This is a genomic window from Desulforhabdus sp. TSK, assembly GCF_022836495.1.
In the GTDB taxonomy this organism is placed as follows: Bacteria; Desulfobacterota; Syntrophobacteria; order Syntrophobacterales; family Syntrophobacteraceae; genus Desulforhabdus.
Genome location: NZ_BQXM01000027.1, coordinates 13,778 through 33,122, shown reverse-complemented (window position 1 = coordinate 33,122; position 19,345 = coordinate 13,778). Strand labels below are relative to the sequence as shown.

The window sequence follows — 19,345 nt, the reverse complement described above, 5'->3', positions numbered from 1 at the left end:
GAGGTCGTTCTTAGAGAAACAATAACCGGAAAAACAGGCCAGCACATCACGTACATGGAAAACTTTCAAACCGATTTACTGCCCTGCTTCACACGGAAAGCGTATATCGATAATAGCCTCCAACTCTTAAGGACAGCCAACTTTTATGTTCTGATGGCTCGCATAATCAATGCCCGGATTGACCAGCACTGGATTGCCATTCTCTTCATGACGGAAATAGAAAATAGTCCTCGCCGTCAGCTTGAGCAAAAAACCCTCATAGGTCTCGCCTACGGCTAGATCTGCTTCAGTTTGCGGACCTACCCAATGGAAATGGGTAAAGCCTGGAGATTTAGGAATCTGACCGGGGTCCACACACCATGTGATCGGATTTGTACTGAGTAGCGTTGCGTTAATAGGCGTTCCAATTAATAGCCATCCCACTGTATCCTGGCCATGCACCGCAACAGGGATCCGATCGATGGTTTCATTCGTAAAGTGAATGTAAAAAAAACCCTGTAAATCCCCCTTGCCAACCATTTGTGACTGCTGATGCGTATCGATCTCATTCCCGAAAAGAAACGAGTAGGGCAAGGCGTGATCATTCCACGGTGTGCCTTGGGCTCTGCTCACTCCTGGATCCGCCACAACAAGCACTAATGCGGTGAACACCGCAATAATAAACCTCCTCATGGTATTCTCCTTGATCTTCAAGATAGCGCATTAGAAAAATGAAGCTAAGCTCACAGCGTCTTAAATATAATAGCTCCAAGTGCCCGATGCAAGACCAGCCACAAACGGAAAAACTGAAAGCGCCTGTCGAGGAGTATGCTTCATTTTGCTGAAGCATGTTCGAGTGCTGAGGCGAGAAACTTCCGGAATAGACAGCTGCTCGATGTTTATAAAAGGCGACAACAATCTTGACACCCATCGTCTGGCCATGAGGATCAGACAGCCTTGATTCCTCGTTCTCCCGTGCTGATGCGAATGGCTGCCTCCACAGGACTGACATAGATCTTTCCGTCGCCACGCAAAGAGGTCCGAGCCGCTTGCTCGATGGTGGAGACAATAGTCTCCACCAATTCGTCCCGGCAGATGATTTCGAGCTTCACCTGGGGAATGAAATCCACCAGGTCTTCCGTGACCTTGTCAGGAACGTTCCGTGCTCGCCCCCGCCCAAATCCCCGGACCTCGGAGACACTCACTCCCGTAAGGCCCTCAATTTTCTGGAGAGCCAGAGTTACGGAGGAAAGCTTGTGTCGTTTGATGTAGGCTTTGATTTCCTTCATTGAAGAAGCTCCTTCTTTTCACGGTCTTCATCGTGAGGCTCCGTATTTCCATTGAGCACCCGGGTATCCCTTGCAACCTCCACGGCGAACCACTTATAGATCGCCGGGATGACCAGCAATGTCAGCACAGTGGATGTCACCAGACCGCCGATCACCACCGTGGCCAGGGGACGTTGTACTTCGCTTCCCGTTCCGCTGGAAAACAGGAGAGGAAAGAGGCCAAGGCCGGCGCAGAGTGCGGTCATGAGCACGGGACGCAATCTCAGGCAGGCTCCCCGCACCGACGCTTCATTCAGGGGCATGCCGTCCCTCACCAGTTGATTGAGGTAGGTGACCAGCACCATGCCGTTGGCCAGCACGATGCCGAAGAGGGCGATGAACCCCACGGAGGACGGAACGGACAGGTTCTGTCCTGATAGCCACAGCGCTGCTACTCCTCCCACCAGCCCCAGGGGAATATTGAGGAGGATGAGCACCGTGTTCTTCAGGGAATTGAAGCTGCCGAAGAGCAGGAGGAACACGATGAGCAGCGTGATGGGAATCACCAGCGCCAGGCGCCTGTTGGCCTCCTGCTGCAACTGGAATTGTCCGCCCCAACTGGTGATGTAGCCGGGAGGAAATTTCACCTGGTCTGCAATGGCTGCCTGTGCATCCTGCACAAAAGACCCCATGTCTCGCCCGCGAACGTTGCACTGCACGGTGATGAACCGTTGGTTGTTCTCTCGCGTCACCTGGCGTGGCCCCACGATTTCTTCGACGGTGGCCAGCTCTGCCAGGGGAATATTGGTGCCGCCCGTGGATTTCACCACGATGCGGCGGATGGCTTCCACGCTCTCGCGGCTCTTGGGCTCATACCAGACCACGATGTCGAACCGCCGGATATCCTCGAAAATCTGTCCCGCCTTTTCACCGCCCACCGCTGTGCGAATCACCTCCTGCACGTCGGCCACGTTGACCCCGTAGCGGGCCAGGGCCTGATGCTTCATGGAGATGCGCACCTGTGGCGTTCCGGTGGTCTGGTCCTTCTGCACATCGGCGGCGCCTTTCACCGTGCGGATGACCTTTTCCACCTCGGCGGCCTTCTCCTTGAGCACCTCCATGTCGGGGCCGAAAATCTTGATGGCCAGCTCGGCCTTGGTGCCTGTGAGGAGCTCATCCACCGCTGCGGCGATGGGCTGCGTGAAGTTGAATTGCACTCCGGGAAAGTCCTCGAACGCCTCGCTCATCCGGGCATAAAGCTCCTCGGAGGTATGGGCGGTTTCCCACTGGCTTTGGGGCTTCAGTCCCACGAACGCTTCCGCGCTGTTCACGGGATCGGCATGAGCGCCCACCTCGCCGCGTCCCACGCGGCTGACCACCCGGATCACCTCGGGAAATTCCTTCATGAACTGCCGCTCGAACCGGGTCATGGTGTCGCGAGCCTCTTCGAGGGAGATGGAGGGAGCCATGGTGGCCCGCACCAGGAGATCCCCTTCATTGAGCCTGGGTACAAACTCGGAGCCCAAACGTGGAAAGAGCATCGCTCCGACGACGAAAATGCCCACCGCCAGAGCGACCGCTACCAGGCGACGCTTCACGAAGAACCGGACCACAGGCTCATAGACCTTGAGAAGCAGGCGGATGACAAGCGGTTCATGAGCCTCCCCGTGAGCTGTGGCGCTCTTGGGTCGTCGCATGAGGATGTAGGCCGCCACGGGGGCAAGAAAAAGAGCGAAAATGAGCGATCCCAGCATGGCGATGGCAAGGGTTGTGGCCAGAGGTCGGAAGGTCTTGCCTTCCACACCCTGGAGCGTAAAGAGGGGCAGGAAGACAATGATGATGATCATAATGGAAAAAAAGATAGGGCGACCTACTTCCGAGCAGGCGCGCACTACGATGTTCATGCGCGATTCCACTGGATCGGCTTCTCGCAGCATGCGGTCCACGTTCTCCACCATGACGATGGTGCCGTCCACCAGCATGCCGATAGCGATGGCAAGCCCCCCCATGGACATGAGGTTGGCGGAAATATTGAAATAATTCATCAAAATGAAGGTGAAGAGGATGGAAAAGGGAATGGAGAGCGTCACCACCAGGCTGGGGCGGACCCCTCCCAGGAAAAGGAGGATGATCAGGGTCACCAGCACGATCCCTTCCAGCAGTGCGTCCGTGACCGTCTTGATACACTTGGCTACCAGAGTGGCCTGGTCATAATAAGGGACCACCTTGATCCCCGGCGGTAGTACCTTGTTGATTTCCTCCAGGCGTTGCTTAGTTTTTTCGATGACCTCGGAGGTGTTGGTCCCGATGAGCTTCAGCACCATGCCCACCACTGCTTCGCCCTGGCCGTCCCGGGTGGCCAGCCCTTGGCGCAATTCTCCGCCGATGACCACCTCGGCCACCTGATGGAGATACACGGGAGCGCCGTCAACCGTCTTGAGCACAATGTCCCTCAGGTCGGCGATGTCCTGGGCCAGTCCCACCGACCGCACCAGGTATTGCTCGGCGTTTTTGACGATGTATTGAGCTCCCACGTTGGAGTTGTTATTCTTTATGGCCGTGACCACGTCACTCAGGGAGAGCTTGTAGCGCAGCAGGTCGGATGGACGGATCTGGATCTGATATTGTTTGACCTCGCCCCCGAGAGAGAGTACTTCCGTGATGCCGGTGACCGTTTGTAGGTTGAACTTGATGAGCCAGTCCTGGATTTCGCGCATTTCTTGCAGGGTTCGCTTGCCGGCTTCATCCTCCACAAAATAGAAGAGAATCTGGCCCAGGCCCGTGGAGATGGGTCCCATTTCCGGGTCTCCAAAGCCATCGGGGATTTCCTCTTTGGCCAACTGCACGCGCTCGCCCACCAATTGACGGGCGAAGTAGATGTCTGTCCCGTCCTCGAAATAGATGTTGATGACCGACAGACCGAAGTTGGAGACGGAACGAATCTCCTTGAGGTTCGGAAGGCCGTTCATGGCCACTTCCACGGGATAGGTGACATATTTTTCCACTTCCTCGGGAGCAAGCCCCTGCGTTTCGGTGAAGACCTGTACCAGAACGGGTGTGACGTCGGGGAACGCGTCCACGGGGAGATGGCGGTAACTGGCATATCCGGCTACCAGGACCAGGATTCCGAGCACACTCATGAGGAGTCGGTTGAGCAAAACGAACTGGAAGAGTCGGTTCATATTGTGATTTCCCTCATCAGTGATTGTGACCGTCGCCGAAAGCGCCCTTGGAGAGCTGAGCTTTCAGGGTGAAGGTTCCGGTGACGGCGCAATGCTCTCCAGTGGACAGACCAGCCGTGATTTCCGTATGTGTCTCGTTGGTGCGGCCAATAGTTACCGGTTTCGCCTGAAAACCTTCGGTGGTCTTAACAAACACCACGGCCTTATCCTCCACTGTCTGGAGGGCCGTTTTGGGGAGCACAAGGGCCGCCGGTTCTCCCCCGACGGCCACGCGGGCTGTGACGAACGTGCCGGATCGCCAAAGCCCTTGAGGATTCGGCAGAACCACCCGTGCCAGGGCTGTGCGCGTTTCCTCCTTCACCAGCGGCGACACATAGGAAATGACTCCTCGCGTCTCCGGAGTGTCCTGACCGGATGCAATAAAGACTTCCTGTCCCTGGCGCACCTGTGGCAGGTCTTTTGGGTACACATTGAGATTCACCCATACGGTGCCGAGATCAGCCACCAGGAAGGCGTCGGCATCTTCCTTGAGGGTTTCCCCCAGGGTGATGTGCTTATCGATGACCGTGGCATTGAAGGGAGCGACGATGTCATATCGCGTGTACGAAGTGTCGGGGTGGCTGGGGAGTCTGCGCACATAGTCGTCGGAAAATCCCAGAGCGTGTAGCTTTTGCTCGGCGGATCGCGTGGCGATGCGGGATTCGGCGAGGGCCTGCTTTGCGTCGAGGTAGTCCTGCTCGGCGGAGATTTTCTTGCGCCACAGCCGTTCTTCTCGCTCGAATTTAGCCCGGGCCAGCGCCATCTTTTCGGATGCACCCAGGTACTCCGCCTTCGCGTCGGCCAACTCGCGGCTTTCGATCACGGCCATGACCTCGCCCTGCCGCACCATGTCGCCCACATTCTTGCGGACTTCCCGAACAACGCCGGAAAGCCTCGGCACCACGTGGGCCATACGGTCGGCGTTGAGGGTCACTTCACCCGGAATGCTCACATAGTCCGCAAGTTTGCCGGGGCCGACCGCCGCGACCTCTATGCCGAATCGCTTTTGTTCTTCCTCACTCAAACGGACCAGGCCTTCCGCTTCGTCGTGGTCTTCGTTCTTTCCCGAAGGAACGGGCTCGATAGGTTTCCGGCCGGGCTCCACGGGCGCTTCCACTTCTTGAGCCTGTTTTTTCCCGGCCTTATCTCCGTGATCGTGCCCTTCCTCCGCGAAGGTGAGATTCCACCCGGCCGACAAGCCCCACGCCAAAGCGATTGCAACCCCCATACACAGATGGCATTTTTTCATGACAGACGTCCTTTCCCTTTATTGGTATGAGCCATCGGTTACCTCGGCCAGAGGGGTGGCGATCAACCGTTCCACATCAGCCACCGCTTTGTGATAGTTGGATAAAGACTCCACATACCTGCCGCGGGATTCGAACAGAGTCCGCTGAGCGTCCAGCAATTCCAGGAAACTGAACTTGCCTTCCCGGAATCCCTCTTCAGCAGCTTCGAAGGCCCCTTGGGCTGCCGGCAGAACATCTTGTTTCAGACTCTTGGATTCCTCATAAGAAAAAACAAGAGCCTGGTAGGCATCACCCAATTTAGAGGCAGCCTTGGCGCGGGCTGCCCGGGATTCTTCCCGTGCCTTGGCCTGCTTGTATTCCGCTTCCTGGATCCCCCCCTGATTACGGTCAAAAAGGGGCAGAGGAAGAGAAACGCCGAAGACCAGGGCAGTATCGTCGGTGTCGGCAAACTGCCTCACACCTCCGCTCACCGTGAGATCGGGAATCCGTTTGGCTTTTTCCACATCAAATGAGGCTGTGCGCTGTTCCATCTCCTTGGTCCATCGGGCGACGTCGGGGTTGCGTTCAAGGTACTCTTTCAAGACTTCGTCCGAGGGAATGGGTGCGAGGGAGTCCAAGTTTCCTTCCACCCGCTCGAAAGTGGGGGTGGTTTCGCCCCAAATTGCCGCTAGACGCTTCCGCGTGGCGATAAAATTGCTCCTGGCCTTTTCCCGTTGGATGCGTGTTTCGGAGAGAGCCACTCCGGCTTTGGTTTCCTCCAGGGGTGAGACTTTACCGGCCAGGACACGTTCAGACGCGGTCTCTCTCGCGCGCGCGGCGAGGCGGACCAGTTCTTCGGCCACGGCCACTTGTTCCTGGGCGGCCAGAACATCTATGAATGCCTTATTGGTTTCGGTGAACGCATCAAGTCGTTTGATTTCGTAATCCCAGCCGGCAAGGTCATTTTCCAGAGCCGCCAACCGGGTCCGTTTGGTCCTTTTGCCGCCCAGTTCGATCAACTGACTGAGCTGCACCGTGGATTGCGCAGCATCAAAACCATTCAGGTCCCCGGTTCCCCCGAATTCCTCCAACTCAACGCTGAGCTCCGGGTTTGGTGGCAGACTGGCCTGAAGCGTCCGGGCCTCTCCCACCTTTTTGTCCCAGGAGGTACCGGCCAGTTCTGGATTTCCGGCCAAAGCCAGCGTCAAGGCCTGCTGAAGTGTGAGGGCGCCCGTTGCCGTTGCCGATGGAGACAGTGTAGAGCGTTTGTCTGAAGAGGATTCAGCCCAGGGCACCTCTTCTTGAAGTTCCCTTCCCAAAGGGCGAGGCTCAGGTCCGGGTGTGCCGGATATCTGCTCCAGACCGGCGCAGCCGCTCAGCACCATCACCCCCACCCCCAGAATTACCCCGCCAAGCATTTGCCTTACTCGCATACATTTCCTCCTCGTTGATTTTTGTATACAATTTTTGCACCCTGGGATGCATGATTCTCGCTTGTGTGAAAGCAAAAACCGGAAGCGTGACGGCGTCTCAGAGCAAATGGTGTACCAGGAAAGGCCGAGCCGAGAAATGATATTAGACCCCTTCAGTTTATTTTAGAATGAAGTGTGGATAAAAATATGAAATCGGTCCGTTGGTGGCGTCTTACATCATTTCCGTTCGATGCGTTCTCAAGGACAGATTAAATTTTCCATAGCTTGGAGGGCAACTCTGGATCATCGAGGAACGAAAAAATTGAAACAATCTTTCAGGGACTTAAAAGAAACTTTCATCAAATATTAGAATCGAGACAAGATGAACCGGCAGAAGATGAATGCTGGAGAGCGTCTGCTCCTTGATGATGATGGAGGCCGCACCCGATTTTTGACTAGGAATAGGAGCGGAAGACTTTTACGCCAATCCAGCATCACAATGAAAGAGTCGAATCAGCACGAAACTTGCTACAATCATGCAAACAGTTCCTATTTGAACACAAGAGCTCCAGGTCTCTTCATGCATCGTAAAGACCCCATCTATTCAAACAAGGCTGCTTCATGTTTCTCATTAAAACGAAAATTTCACGGCGGTTTTTTGCGTCGCTCATGTTTCTTACGGTCATTCCCGTCGGGATCATGGGTTACGTCACGTATCTTCTGGCTGAGCGAGCTCTCACCCAGACTGCATTCCAACACATGACTACCATTGCCGAGGACCATGCCCAGCATCTGGATGCCTGGATTCGGGAGCGTCTGGACGACCTTCGGCTGTTGTCACGGATGCCGACGATTCGAGACGCCTGCAGGGATTTCTGCTGGATCGACGACCTCAATCGGTCTCCAGAAAATTACCTCACCCTGCTCAACGGCGCCATTGTCACGACTCGGGCTCGCTCTCCCTCCTATGACAGCATTTCCATTGTTCTGCCCTCAGGGAAAATACTCACCTCTTCGCGCGGCACGGTATCCGATGTCAATTCGGACTCCGAATGCACTTTGGTCCTCCATCGGATGCAAGAAGGAGAGGATACGGCCTTCGGCCCCATCTATCCACATGACAACAAGAGCTGGAAGATGGATCTGGTGGCGAGGGTCCGTTCGGAAAGCGGTGAGACAGTGGCATTCATCGTGGCCGTTCTGGATGTCTCAAAAACAATCGAACCCCTCATGACCGACCGTATTGGTTTAGGATGGACGGGTGAGACCTACCTGGTCAACAAGGACGGAAGGATGATCTCCCCATCACGGTTTCTCGGTCGTGACGAAACCTTCTCCAGGAACCTGGATACGTACGGCGTGCGGCAGGCGCTCCTCAGGCAAAAGGGGACGGCCATTTATGAAAACTATACGGGGAGCACTGTGATGGGTGCTTTCCTCTGGCTTCCCTCCTATGAGTGGGCCATCCTGGCCGAAATGAGTCTGGACGAAATCCTGCGACCCCTGCAATGGATTAAAACGCTGGGAGTCGCGACCGGGCTCCTTGTCATGGCCGTCTGTCTGGTGCCGGCCTATGTACTGAGCCGGCGTGTGGCCAAACCTATCATCGAAGTGGCCTATGCCGCACGGCGCCTGGCTGAAGGAGAGCTTGATCGGCGCATTCATTTTTCCAGCGGAGACGAGGTGGGTGTTCTGGCCCAAAGTTTCAATATCATGGCGCATCAACTGTCTCAGTCCATCACCACATTGCGCCGGAAAGAGGAGTCCCTGCAAAAGGCTTATAATGAGCTCATGGCCATGCAGGCCCAACTCGTGCAGTCGGAAAAGATGGCGGCCATCGGTGAATTGGTGGCGTCCGTGGCGCACGAAATGCGCAATCCACTGTCGTCCGTGAAGCTGAATGTACAGATTCTCGGGCGTTCTTTAACCCTCGATTCCGTACTTTACGAACACTATGCGATCGCTCTGCATCAGGTGGCACAGATGGAGAAGATGTTCAGCGATCTCCTCAACTATAGTCGTCCCTTGATCCTCCAGGTGAGCCCCGTTTCCATGCAGGAGCTTCTGAAGAATTGCCTGCAGTCCATGGATCAAGATTTCCTGACGCGCCGGATTGAAGTCCGGATGAACACATCAGGCTCGCTGCCTCTGGTAATGATCGATTCGGATAAAATCCAGCAGGTGCTGAGCAATGTCCTCAGAAACGCCATAGAGGCCTCCGTCGAGGGAGGGGCCATTGAGGTGTCTCTCAGTGTTTCAACTACAGAAAACCAGGAATATGTTGTCATTACTGTTGCGGACCATGGGGCAGGCATCGCGCAACGCCACCTCAAGACGGTCTTTCAACCCTTTTTCACCACCAAACAGAAAGGCACGGGGCTTGGGCTGTGTATTGTGAAAAAAATTGTGGACGCCCATGGAGGGGAAATTGAGCTCACCAGTGAAGAAGGTCGGGGCACCACGGTAAAGTTGGCCTTTCCCCTACCCGGAGGCAACAGATGAAAAAAATTTTGGTCGTAGATGATGATCCGTTTCTCGCACGGACGCTGGAACTCTATTTTCGAGGCAAGGGCTATGAAGTCCTGGTGTCCAATGCGGGACGACGGGGGCTGGAAATCTGGCAGAAGGAGGATCCCGACATGATCCTGCTGGATGTGCAGATCCCTGACCTGGACGGTCCCGATGTTCTCGCCAAAGCCAAGGAAGAGGGACTCAAAGGCGACGTGATTATGATCACTGCTTTTCACGACACGGAAGCGACCCTAAAAGCTATCGGTGCAGGGGCAGCCGACTACCTTTATAAACCCATCGATTTGAATTCGCTGGATCTGCTCCTGGAAAAGATCGTGGTACAGCGAAAGCAACGGGAACGTCTTGCAAAACTGAGCTACGTTATCTCAGAGTCTCACAAGCCTGACCAGATCATCGGTCGCAGCGCCGCAACCCTGGAAATCATCAAAGCCATCGTCCGGGTATCCCAGACTCCCACCAGTGTCCTCATTGAAGGGGAAACCGGCACCGGCAAGGAGCTTGTGGCCCGGACAATTCACCATGCAGCGACACCCGAGGAGCCTTTCATTGCCATCAACTGTGCAGCCATCGTGGGAAATCTTTTGGAGAGCGAACTTTTCGGCCATGAGAAGGGAGCCTTTACGGGCGCGGTGCAACGCAAGATCGGTAAACTGGAATACGCCGGCCAAGGGACTGTCTTTTTGGACGAAATCGGAGAGCTGCCTTTGGAGTTTCAGGCGAAGTTGCTGCGGGTCTTGCAAGAGAGGGAGTTTCAGAGGGTGGGAGGGGTCAAGACTCTTCCCTTCAACGCCCGCGTCATTGCCGCCACCAACAGGGACTTGGGAAAAATGGTGGAGGAGAAAACATTTCGGGAGGACCTCTATTTTCGATTGAAGGTATTTATCATTCGTATTCCACCGTTACGAGAACGCAGAGAGGATATCGTTCCTCTCACCGAGTATTTCTTAAACCGGTTGAACCAGGAGATGCACAAACGAGTGTGCCGGATACCCAACACGTATCTGAAAGCTTTGGAGGCTTACGATTGGCCGGGAAATGTACGAGAGCTGCAAAACGTTCTGCGACGGGGCCTCATCCTCTCGCCCAATGATGTCTTGGAGCTCGATGAAGGATGCCTCCATTCCAGTGGTCCCGATAAAGCCAGTGACGAGAATAGGCCCGACGATATCCTGAGGAGTCTCGAGGATGTGGAACGGGAACACATCAGTAAGGTCTTGCGTCACACAAAGTGGAACTATGGGGAGGCCTGTAAGATCCTCGGGGTCACTCGTCCCACGTTGCGCAAGAAAATCAATGATTACCAACTGCCCATCGATTTGGAAAGCTGAATCAATGGGGACTACTGGTCCAGTCCCCGAGAGGACAAGTCGACGGCAACCCCAATGCTGTCACTCCCTGTATTATGCAAGCCGCCAACGCATGTTAACTCCCGGCTTTATAGTGCGGCGCAGCGGCGTTTTGGCCGCAATCAAATGTCTTGGCTACCACAGTGGCGGGATGATGGTACGCTAGACGCACCGCTGTTTTGGGTTGAAGAACCAACGGGAAGCGGACTGTAAAAGCAGGCTGGAAGCTGTTTTTCCTTCTAAAAACGGCATGTGAGGCCGAGAACTTTTTAATAACCGATCCATCGGGGGCAAGGATCACGCCATCGACGTGCCCCCCGTTGGCAAATACGGGAAGGCGATGGGTGCCGACATTTCCGGTGATCAGCACTTCCCCATTATCCTGGTAAATGGATGTCCTCGTTATATATTCATTTCTCGTAGGCACAATTTCCATGGAAACTGTCCCATCTTTGACAAGATTCAACCGATTTGTTGCACAGCCAGACCCGACAATGACAGCGGCAACTGCGATCAGTAGGGGCAACCGTTCAATAATTCTCTGTTTTATATTTTTCATAACATCCTCCTTTTGCAACCTTTTTTCATTGAAATAAAGTTAAATCCTGCCGTCTGCTCATGGAAGCCTTCATTTTGCATTTCTTCAATAGTCGAGACGATCTTTTAAAGGAGGCATTGGTTTTGAAAAAATGGAATTTTGGTATGTTCTTTCTGGAGAGTCTGGAGGGATTTGTTGCTTTTTAGGTCGCCGGAAGTCTGAAAGGTGCGTAGGTGAAAATCTAGCGCGACTGTCGAATTGCACTGGTATAGGGTAGATTTCTATTGATTAGAGGGTGGATGCACCGCCGTATCGAAGCATTTTCAATGAATCGTACATGATTTGGGAGGAACGCATGGAAGATTTCTTTTTTCGGACGTGCTGTTTTCCCAAAAGAAAGCCGGGTGGGATGGTCCGTCTGGATTATTGGCTTACACTCGCAAAGCTCTTAAGCAACTGAGAGCTGGCTCTGAGGACCGGATCTATAGGGCAGACTATACTCGTTAAGGATCAAAAGCTTCGTTTGTGGAACCACAGGACGGGGCAACATTCGCCGTACACGGGTAGGGTGCGTTTACGCACCGACTGATACTGGTGCGTAGAACATACCCTACAGAACGCAGATTCCTATCCTTAACGAGTATCAATCAGATCTGAGGCGAAGTGAGACAAAGACTCAGTTGAAGGCTCTCATCCTGACTCTGCTATCGATGACCACCGCCCCCACCGCCGGAGCCGCCGCCATCTCCCCCACCATGGCCGCCACCGCCGCCGGAACTGCCACCATCTCCACCACCATGACCGCCGGAACTGCCACCATGACCGCCACCACTGCCGCTCATTCCGGAGCTGTGGCCGCTTCCCTTGCTGCCCGTGTTGCCCTTATCTCCTGCATGGGCGCCTGGGCTGCCGATACTGCTCATGTGGCTGCTCGAACTGCTTGCGTGGCTGTCCCTGTTTCCCTCATTGCTGGTGCTGCCCCTATGTCCGCCCGAGCTCGCATTATCACTCACGTCGCCCATGTGACTACTTCCGTAACCCCTGCCGGGCTCGCCGGCATAGTCTCCGAATTGGCTTCCTCCATACCCTCCATTGCTCTGAGCAAACACCAAGGTGGTGGTGCCGAAGATGAGGGCGGAAGCGAGCATTGTGGCAGCAAGCCGTTTCCCTTTGTGTTGCATGTTCTTTCTCCTACCGCGAATAGGTTCAACTATGCTCAAATCCCCTCATTCCAAGAGAGCACAAGGGGGATGCACCAAGTTGTAGCCGGACAAAACGGATCAAATGCTAGATTGAATTTGTCCTCCGGCCCCGCCTCTCCATGTCCTTGCCGGCGGCTTGCAAGCCGCCGGCAAGGAGCTGAGGTCAATAACCCTAATAGCTCAATGATACAGTGTAAAACGAATCAACGGATTAGAAGTGTCCACCACGATGCCCACCACTGTGCCCACCACCGTGCCCGCCCGTACTTCCACGACGGTATTCCGTAGTGTAGCTGTCAGCGCTGGATGTTGCCGCCCACAGAGGAGCGGTGGAAACTGCCAATGTGATGGCCAGCACGGCCATTGCCAAAATTTTTTTGAACATTTTGTGTGCCTCCAAAGTTTGAATTCATGGTTTCCATGCGAGGCCGATGCCTCGACAAAAGGAGAAAGCAACTCCCGTGCCAGAGGATTACTTGAATGCTCTAACAGACGTAACAACATGAAAATGCAAGCCCTTGTGTTTTCTGTTTACATTGATTCCCACTCTGAACTCCAGCCCATGGGCCTTTCGACTGAAAGAAGCTTGCAATGCTTTGAAAAGGGCTTTCAATTCCTCTTCCTCAACGCTCTCATCATCGAGCGTGAGCATTCCGGGGATCTTCCAGATTTTGATGGATCTATAAAATTGTCCGGCTGTGCGAATACGTCGAAGTCCTGCGGGATTGCCGGGTAAGGGACGTAGGAGGTTTGAATCGTTTTGAAGAGAAACGCGGGACATGAGACGCTGCAGGACAATTGTGCCGGGCTTCAAATCTCGACGGCAACCACCGTGATGTTGTCGCGGCCGCCGGCTGTCAGGGCCGCTTCGACCAAATCATCCAGCTTTGCCTCGAGCGAAACGTTGGCCTTGAGCAGGGATATGAACTTCTCTTCAGGGATTCCGTCATGCAGACCGTCCGTGGTGAACAGGAGCAGGTCTGCGGTTCCGAGCTTCAGTGTTCCGGAATCCACTTCGTATTTCTCGCGGCCGAGGCAACTTATCAGCAGATTGTGCAGTGGATGCCTTCGGGCTTCCTCCTTGGTGATCTCACCTCCGCGTACGAGAATGCCGAGAGGGGTGTGATCTTCCGTGATCTGTAGCAAAATCTCCTCGCGAAAAAGATAGAGCCTGCTGTCGCCCACGTGAACCCAATGGGCCGCCCCGTCTCGGACCAAGGCAGCCGTCAGCGTCGTTCCCATTTTCTTGAGAGTGGGGTTCCGGGCCGACGCTTCCGAGATGTCCCGATTGGCGGTACGGACCAATTGTACGAGATCGCGCTCGATATCCGGTGAATGGGTATCCAAGTTCTCCATTGTCGATATAGCCATCTGTGCGGCGCGTTCTCCTCCCTCATGCCCGCCCAATCCGTCGGCAACGGCGAGAAGAGCGACGCCGTCCGCGTATTCCTTAGCCAAAAAACGATCTTCGTTGATCTTTCGGACAAGCCCGCGATGAGTGGCGGAAAAGATCTTCATGCGATCATCCCTTTTATCACAGTGATGTATCTGCCGAATATGGTGTGATGCCTGCCGGCATCCCCGCATCAGATGGCCGAAAAGGCCCTTCGGGTCTCAGGGCGAGACACTTCGGGCACAACGAAATCCCACCTCATCAAAGGCTTCCCAAGGATAGCGCTGCAGAGACGGTGCAACAGGCTCTCGCTGATCCTGTCGATTCAGAGGGCCTCCCAGGACCACGAAATCTCCATCCACTTTTGAGGCGTTCGACGCTGTTGGAGATATTCGCCGTCCCCATTCGCCAATAGTACCGTTCAAGCCCCTGATGCCGTAAGCATTCGGTGGTGCAAGACTTACGGGGGATGGAATGGAAGACGCAGGGGAAGAAACGGCAGGAGCTGGAGCAGTGTCCCTCAGGTTGCCTTCGTTTATAGTCCCTGCCGTGGAGCCCGGCGGCATCGCGCCGGTTCCGGAGGATTGCTCCCGCGATTCCCGTCCCGTTGTCACGGCGTAGAACCATTCCGTCTCGGTGATCAGACGTTTACCATAGAACTGCACATACGCCAGGGCTCCGTAAGCCGTCACGCGAAGCACGGGGTTGGACGCATGCTGAGCAAACCGCACATGGAATTCTCCACCCTCGAAGATGATCGGTTCATAACCTTTTCGGACCTCTCCCAGCAAAAGCCAGATCTCCCCGTCTCCGCGCACCACGCCCTTTTCTACTTTGATTTTCGCCAGAACTTTGTTCAGAAAATCCACATACTGATGAACGGTCACGGGAGTTTCGTCCAGGTAGAAAGCCTCCACTTGAATGGTCTTCCCGCCAACCGGCCCGAAAGACTCGGAGAGAGTAACGGTCCCGCCCGGAATGAGGTGCATGACGTCTTCATCCTCGCCACTCAGCTTGGAGAGGGGAGGGTTTCCTGCTGAGGAGGTGGCCGGCGATGGGCTAATAGTTTTCCCTTTGGCTGCCTGTTCCGAGACAGCATTGTGTGAGGGAGACCGAATGGATGAGTTGAAAACGTGAGGTTTTTCGTGGAAAAGGAAAAATCCGAGCCCGATAACGATAATCAGGGAGAGCATTACCAACCAAGATAAGGCAGATGCCCTCCAGCGCGGGTATCTCTTGCCCGAAATCCGGCTCAGAGGCGCGCTGTTGGCGTCGTTCGTTCTCGACACCTCCTGCAAGGCCTGTCTGAAAGCCTGTGTAGATGGCAGCCGCTGGCTGCGGATTTCATGAGTGGCTTCCTGAATGATCTCGTCCAATCGCTTGAAAAGTGAGCTCTCGCTGGTCTGCAGACGTGCCTGCTTGAAGGGGATGTGATCCGAAGTCAGTTTTCCTGCGATGGCTTCGTAGAGGATTTTTCCCAGAGAATAGACATCCGCCCGCTCATCGGTTCGCTTGAGATCCATGAAGTGCTCGGGGGACATGTAAGGCGGAGTCCCTTTGATGTCCATGGACTGGGTGACCGGGGTCAGACGGCAGGAACGGGCCAGGCCGAAATCAGCGAGCTTGGGAACATGGTTGTCGAGGAGAACGTTTTCCGGTTTGAGGTCCCGATGCACGATGCCCTGAGCGTGCATCGCCTCCACTCCCTCCAGTACGGGGAGGAAGTAGCGGGAAAGCCATTCGAGGGTTCGAGTCTCATCAGGATAAAAGCCCTCAGCGGACATGGTGCTTCGAAGTGTGCCGCCGGGGACGTACTCCATGACGATGTATTCGACCATCAAGTCCTGATCGCCCCTCCGCACCGGGGCGGTACCATAGTCGAAAATCTGGAGCACATTGGGATGGCGAACCTGCGCCATAACCTCCACTTCCCGGTGAAAGCGCTCCAGGCATGCGCCGGATTCATATTCGTCCTCATCGAGCTCCTGAAGCCATTTCTGGGAGATAACCTTGATGGCGACATCTCGATTCAAATTGAGTTGATGCGCCCGGTAGACTTCTCCCATTCCCCCACGACCTATGAAGCCGAGAATGACCCATTTGCTGTCCAGCACCGTTCCGGTCTCGAATGTTCCAGGCGATTGTTCGTCCATCGTTTTCGAAGCTCCCTCTCGTTTTCTTCTATGATAGTCAGCCTGTTTGAATTCTAACCCCTTGAGCTCAATCCCTGGTTCTCAACAGGTCCTTTCGGATCATGCTTCGAATGCAGCAATCTGAGGGCATTGAAGATCACCAGCAGGGAAGCTCCCATATCGGCGGCAATGGCGGACCAGAGATTTGCCTTGCCGCTCAGGGCTAGCAAAATGAACAACGCTTTGAGGCCCAGCGCGAAAATGATGTTTTGTTGAATGATACGCAGCACCTTGCGCGAATGCTCAATGAGCCATGGGATTTTAGCCAGGTCATCGGACATGAGCGCAATATCGGCCGTTTCGATGGCGGCATCCGAACCGATGGCTCCCATGGCGATGCCCAGGCCAGCCTCCGCCATGGCCGGCGCATCGTTGACTCCATCCCCCACGATGGCTACTTGTCCGAGCTCATCCTTCAACCGGGAGATACTTCTCACCTTGTCCTCCGGTAGCAGTCCCGCCTGGTATTCATCCACGCCAACGGACTCGGCCACGGATCTGGCCGTTTGCTCGTTATCCCCGGTGAGCATGACGGTCTTTTTCAGGCCGAGCTCTTTGAGTCTGCGCAAGGATTCCCTCGCTTCGGGACGAAGTTTGTCCCCAACTCCGAGCAGTCCGCACACATGATCTTCACACCAGAGGAAAATCAGGGAGTGCCCGGCATTTTCCATTTCAGTGGCGATCCCATGGAGTTGAGGGGACTCTTCCTGAGCTTGCTCCAGCATGCGATGGCTACCGATCCAGTAGGAGCGGTTTTCAATGGTCGCCTGGGCTCCCAGTCCGGGGAAGGATGTGAAATTTTCAGCCGAGGGGGGGCTGATCCCCTGAACCTCCACTCGATGGAGAACGGCGTGCGCCAGAGGGTGCGTGCTGTGGGCTTCGAGGGCGGCGGCATACCCCAGGAGCTCCGCTTCGGTATGGCCGTTCAGCGAGACAATGCGCTCCACGGATGGTTCGCCACGTGTCAATGTGCCGGTCTTGTCAAACGCGATTCCCTTGAGATGGGCGGGGGCCTCCAGGTAAGCGCCTCCCTTGATGAGGACCCCATTCCGAGCGGCGGAAGTGAGCCCTGCCACAATACTTACCGGAGTGGAAATGGCCAGAGCGCAAGGGCAGGCGATAACCAAAATGACCAACCCCTCATAGAGCCATTTTTCCCATCCCGCTCCAAAGATTAGGGGTGGAGCCAGCGCGATGGAGATAGCAAGGGCCATCATGGCCGGAGTGTAGATGCGGGCGAACTTTTCCACCCACTGTTCTGTTGGTGCGCGTCTGGACTGAGCTTCTTCCACCATGTGGATGATGCGCGCCAAAGTGGTGTCCGAGGCAGCCTTGGTGGACCGGAATTCTATGGCTCCATCACCATTGATGGTTCCGGCAAAGACTTCATCATCGTGCTTCTTGAAGACCGGTGTGGATTCTCCCGTGATTGGGGCCTGGTTGATGGAAGTTTCACCCTTCGTGATCCTCCCATCCAAAGGAATCTTCTCACCGGGGCGCACCAGCACCGTGGCTCCCACGGGAACATCCTCAACGGGTCTTTCTTGAAGGACGCCATCGCCTGGAGAGAAAAAACGAGCCGTGAGAGGAGAGAGATCCATCAGACGGGAGATGGCCTGGCGCGCTTGTCCGACACTCCAGGATTCCAGGAACAGGGCGAGGGAAAAGAGAAATGCCACAGCGGAAGCTTCGAGCCATTCGCCGATCCACATGGCTCCAATGACGGCGATCGTCATGAGAAAATTCATGTCCGGTCGCAGCCTGCGGGCCGCATCAAAAGCCTTGGGAAAGATGAGCCAGCCGCCTGTGACAATTGCCCCTACATAGAGAATGATTACCTCCACGGGGAGGATGTGGCCTCCGCTGTCCTTTTCGAACATCACCCGGCTAAGGCTCCCCTCACGAAATGAGTGAAGCACAAAACCGGCAGCCATGAGAAGCCCGCTCGTCAGGCACAGGAGTAAACGTTGACGACGTTGCCAGAGTCCCTCTTCCGTCTTACACGTACCGCCTACGCATGGGTCTGCCCAGGGAACTGCTCGCATGCCGGTCTTGGCTACCACCTTCTGAATATCTTCAACCGTAAGCGTGTTCTCATCGGGCAGGGAAACCGTCATCTTCCCCTTAAGCGCATCAAATGCGAGATTCAGCTCACCGCCCACCAGTGACCCCAAAACCTGCTTGAGGACGAGCACCTCATTGATGCAGTCCATGCCTTCGATATGAAACACCAGTGCTTTCATCAACTCACTCCCTCACCGAACATTAAGAAAGTGCTTCATGGTTTGCTAAATAGTTTAGACCATAAAATAAGAAGTGAATCCCGTCCTGAACATGCTGATGAATCAATCTCCTGTCGAGCAGTCGGAATTCCCCTGGCAATGGGTCCCCGAATTGCGTTGGAGCGTCACCTGCAAGGGCCGCATGGCTTGTATGATCGATTTGATCCAAAAGGAAATCCCCTCCCACCCTTGGGTGAAAGGGGAATGCGACAAGATTCCATTGTCCGGTCCCCGGCTCCCGCCCGTGTTCACGAAGTGAACCGAAGGCGAGAGTGACGGCAACAGTAGCAATGAGCAAGGGTCAGGAAGCTCTACGGAACCAGCCGGTATTCTTGTCGATCTGAATCTTTTCCACCAGTGAGCCTTCCTTGGTGACCACGGTGGCCTCGAAGACATCGCCCTTTTCCGCCACCTCCCCAACCTTGATGTTGGGGTTGTTGGTGTTGCGGACATAATCATCGACCACCTGTTTGGCCTGTTCCTTAGTCAGTGGGGCTCCGGAAGGGTTCCGGTTCATCATGGCGCAACAACCCATTCCCGAACCGTGCTGCATCATCCCACCATGATGCATCATCCCTCCGCCCTGGCCCATCATGGGGCACATCCAACCGCTTCCCTGAGGAGGTCCCTGCTGCTGCGCCTGAACATAAGGCAATCCCAACATGAGAACCAAAACCATCACTGCGCCCATTTTCATCAATGTCTTCATGATCTTTTTCCTATTCTATTCCGCGATCTGTTTGGTGTCTTT

General features: G+C 54.9%; 13 protein-coding genes. 2 read left to right on the top strand and 11 right to left on the bottom strand.

Annotated elements, in window-relative coordinates:
- Window positions 1–126: 126 nt before the first annotated feature.
- The 5 genes from MWC30_RS15235 to MWC30_RS15215 all read right to left on the bottom strand — a co-directional run bounded on the left by MWC30_RS15235 (window position 127) and on the right by MWC30_RS15215 (window position 7,130).
- Window positions 127–672: a hypothetical protein gene (locus MWC30_RS15235; protein WP_244085052.1), complete on the bottom strand. Its 546-nt coding sequence runs from the start codon at window positions 670–672 to the stop codon at window positions 127–129.
- A gap of 254 nt (window positions 673–926) precedes the next feature.
- Complete coding sequence (locus tag MWC30_RS15230; protein ID WP_244085051.1) at window positions 927–1,268, bottom strand: P-II family nitrogen regulator; 342 nt, start codon at window positions 1,266–1,268, stop codon at window positions 927–929.
- A complete protein-coding gene (locus MWC30_RS15225; RefSeq protein ID WP_244085050.1) occupies window positions 1,265–4,429 on the bottom strand; it encodes an efflux RND transporter permease subunit in 3,165 nt (1,054 codons plus the stop codon). Before MWC30_RS15225 ends, MWC30_RS15230 begins: the two co-directional genes overlap by 4 nt.
- 16 nt (window positions 4,430–4,445) lie before the next feature.
- The gene (locus MWC30_RS15220) at window positions 4,446–5,717 is read right to left on the bottom strand and encodes an efflux RND transporter periplasmic adaptor subunit (protein WP_244085049.1); all 1,272 of its coding nucleotides are present in this window, start codon (window positions 5,715–5,717) and stop codon (window positions 4,446–4,448) included.
- 18 nt (window positions 5,718–5,735) lie between these two features.
- The gene (locus MWC30_RS15215; protein ID WP_244085048.1) at window positions 5,736–7,130 is read right to left on the bottom strand and encodes a TolC family protein; all 1,395 of its coding nucleotides are present in this window, start codon (window positions 7,128–7,130) and stop codon (window positions 5,736–5,738) included.
- A 600-nt stretch (window positions 7,131–7,730) separates the two neighbouring features.
- Here MWC30_RS15215 and MWC30_RS15210 point away from each other — a divergent pair.
- Complete coding sequence (locus tag MWC30_RS15210) at window positions 7,731–9,611, top strand: ATP-binding protein (protein WP_244085047.1); 1,881 nt, start codon at window positions 7,731–7,733, stop codon at window positions 9,609–9,611.
- Window positions 9,608–10,969, top strand: coding sequence for a sigma-54 dependent transcriptional regulator (locus MWC30_RS15205; protein ID WP_244085046.1), 1,362 nt, complete (start codon window positions 9,608–9,610; stop codon window positions 10,967–10,969). Before MWC30_RS15210 ends, MWC30_RS15205 begins: the two co-directional genes overlap by 4 nt.
- A gap of 94 nt (window positions 10,970–11,063) precedes the next feature.
- Here MWC30_RS15205 and MWC30_RS15200 read toward each other — a convergent pair whose 3' ends face one another.
- From MWC30_RS15200 to MWC30_RS15175, 6 genes are all read right to left on the bottom strand, one after another.
- Window positions 11,064–11,546 carry a hypothetical protein gene (locus tag MWC30_RS15200; RefSeq protein ID WP_244085045.1) on the bottom strand — a complete coding sequence of 161 codons (483 nt, stop codon included), beginning with the start codon at window positions 11,544–11,546 and terminating at the stop codon, window positions 11,064–11,066.
- A gap of 655 nt (window positions 11,547–12,201) precedes the next feature.
- The gene (locus tag MWC30_RS22590; RefSeq protein ID WP_244085081.1) at window positions 12,202–12,354 is read right to left on the bottom strand and encodes a hypothetical protein; all 153 of its coding nucleotides are present in this window, start codon (window positions 12,352–12,354) and stop codon (window positions 12,202–12,204) included.
- Window positions 12,355–13,537: 1,183 nt separating this feature from the next.
- On the bottom strand, window positions 13,538–14,245 hold the full coding sequence (locus MWC30_RS15190) for a PP2C family serine/threonine-protein phosphatase (protein WP_244085044.1): 708 nt from the start codon (window positions 14,243–14,245) through the stop codon (window positions 13,538–13,540).
- 96 nt (window positions 14,246–14,341) lie between these two features.
- Window positions 14,342–16,273, bottom strand: coding sequence for a bifunctional serine/threonine-protein kinase/formylglycine-generating enzyme family protein (locus MWC30_RS15185; protein ID WP_244085043.1), 1,932 nt, complete (start codon window positions 16,271–16,273; stop codon window positions 14,342–14,344).
- A gap of 53 nt (window positions 16,274–16,326) precedes the next feature.
- Window positions 16,327–18,555 (bottom strand): cation-translocating P-type ATPase, encoded by a 2,229-nt coding sequence (locus tag MWC30_RS15180; protein ID WP_244085042.1) that lies wholly within the window; start codon window positions 18,553–18,555, stop codon window positions 16,327–16,329.
- Between the two features lie 340 nt (window positions 18,556–18,895).
- Complete coding sequence (locus tag MWC30_RS15175) at window positions 18,896–19,303, bottom strand: hypothetical protein (protein WP_244085041.1); 408 nt, start codon at window positions 19,301–19,303, stop codon at window positions 18,896–18,898.
- Between the last annotated feature and the right edge of the window lie 42 nt (window positions 19,304–19,345).

What these genes read in the sequence shown, in the direction of transcription:
- MWC30_RS15235 (WP_244085052.1), bottom strand. Translation starts at nt 672, where the DNA reads ATGAGGAGGTTTATTATTGCGGTGTTCACCGCATTAGTGCTTGTTGTG.
- MWC30_RS15230 (WP_244085051.1), bottom strand. Translation starts at nt 1,268, where the DNA reads ATGAAGGAAATCAAAGCCTACATCAAACGACACAAGCTTTCCTCCGTA.
- MWC30_RS15225 (WP_244085050.1), bottom strand. Translation starts at nt 4,429, where the DNA reads ATGAACCGACTCTTCCAGTTCGTTTTGCTCAACCGACTCCTCATGAGT.
- MWC30_RS15220 (WP_244085049.1), bottom strand. Translation starts at nt 5,717, where the DNA reads ATGAAAAAATGCCATCTGTGTATGGGGGTTGCAATCGCTTTGGCGTGG.
- MWC30_RS15215 (WP_244085048.1), bottom strand. Translation starts at nt 7,130, where the DNA reads ATGCGAGTAAGGCAAATGCTTGGCGGGGTAATTCTGGGGGTGGGGGTG.
- MWC30_RS15210 (WP_244085047.1), top strand. Translation starts at nt 7,731, where the DNA reads ATGTTTCTCATTAAAACGAAAATTTCACGGCGGTTTTTTGCGTCGCTC.
- MWC30_RS15205 (WP_244085046.1), top strand. Translation starts at nt 9,608, where the DNA reads ATGAAAAAAATTTTGGTCGTAGATGATGATCCGTTTCTCGCACGGACG.
- MWC30_RS15200 (WP_244085045.1), bottom strand. Translation starts at nt 11,546, where the DNA reads ATGAAAAATATAAAACAGAGAATTATTGAACGGTTGCCCCTACTGATC.
- MWC30_RS15190 (WP_244085044.1), bottom strand. Translation starts at nt 14,245, where the DNA reads ATGAAGATCTTTTCCGCCACTCATCGCGGGCTTGTCCGAAAGATCAAC.
- MWC30_RS15185 (WP_244085043.1), bottom strand. Translation starts at nt 16,273, where the DNA reads ATGGACGAACAATCGCCTGGAACATTCGAGACCGGAACGGTGCTGGAC.
- MWC30_RS15180 (WP_244085042.1), bottom strand. Translation starts at nt 18,555, where the DNA reads ATGAAAGCACTGGTGTTTCATATCGAAGGCATGGACTGCATCAATGAG.
- MWC30_RS15175 (WP_244085041.1), bottom strand. Translation starts at nt 19,303, where the DNA reads ATGAAGACATTGATGAAAATGGGCGCAGTGATGGTTTTGGTTCTCATG.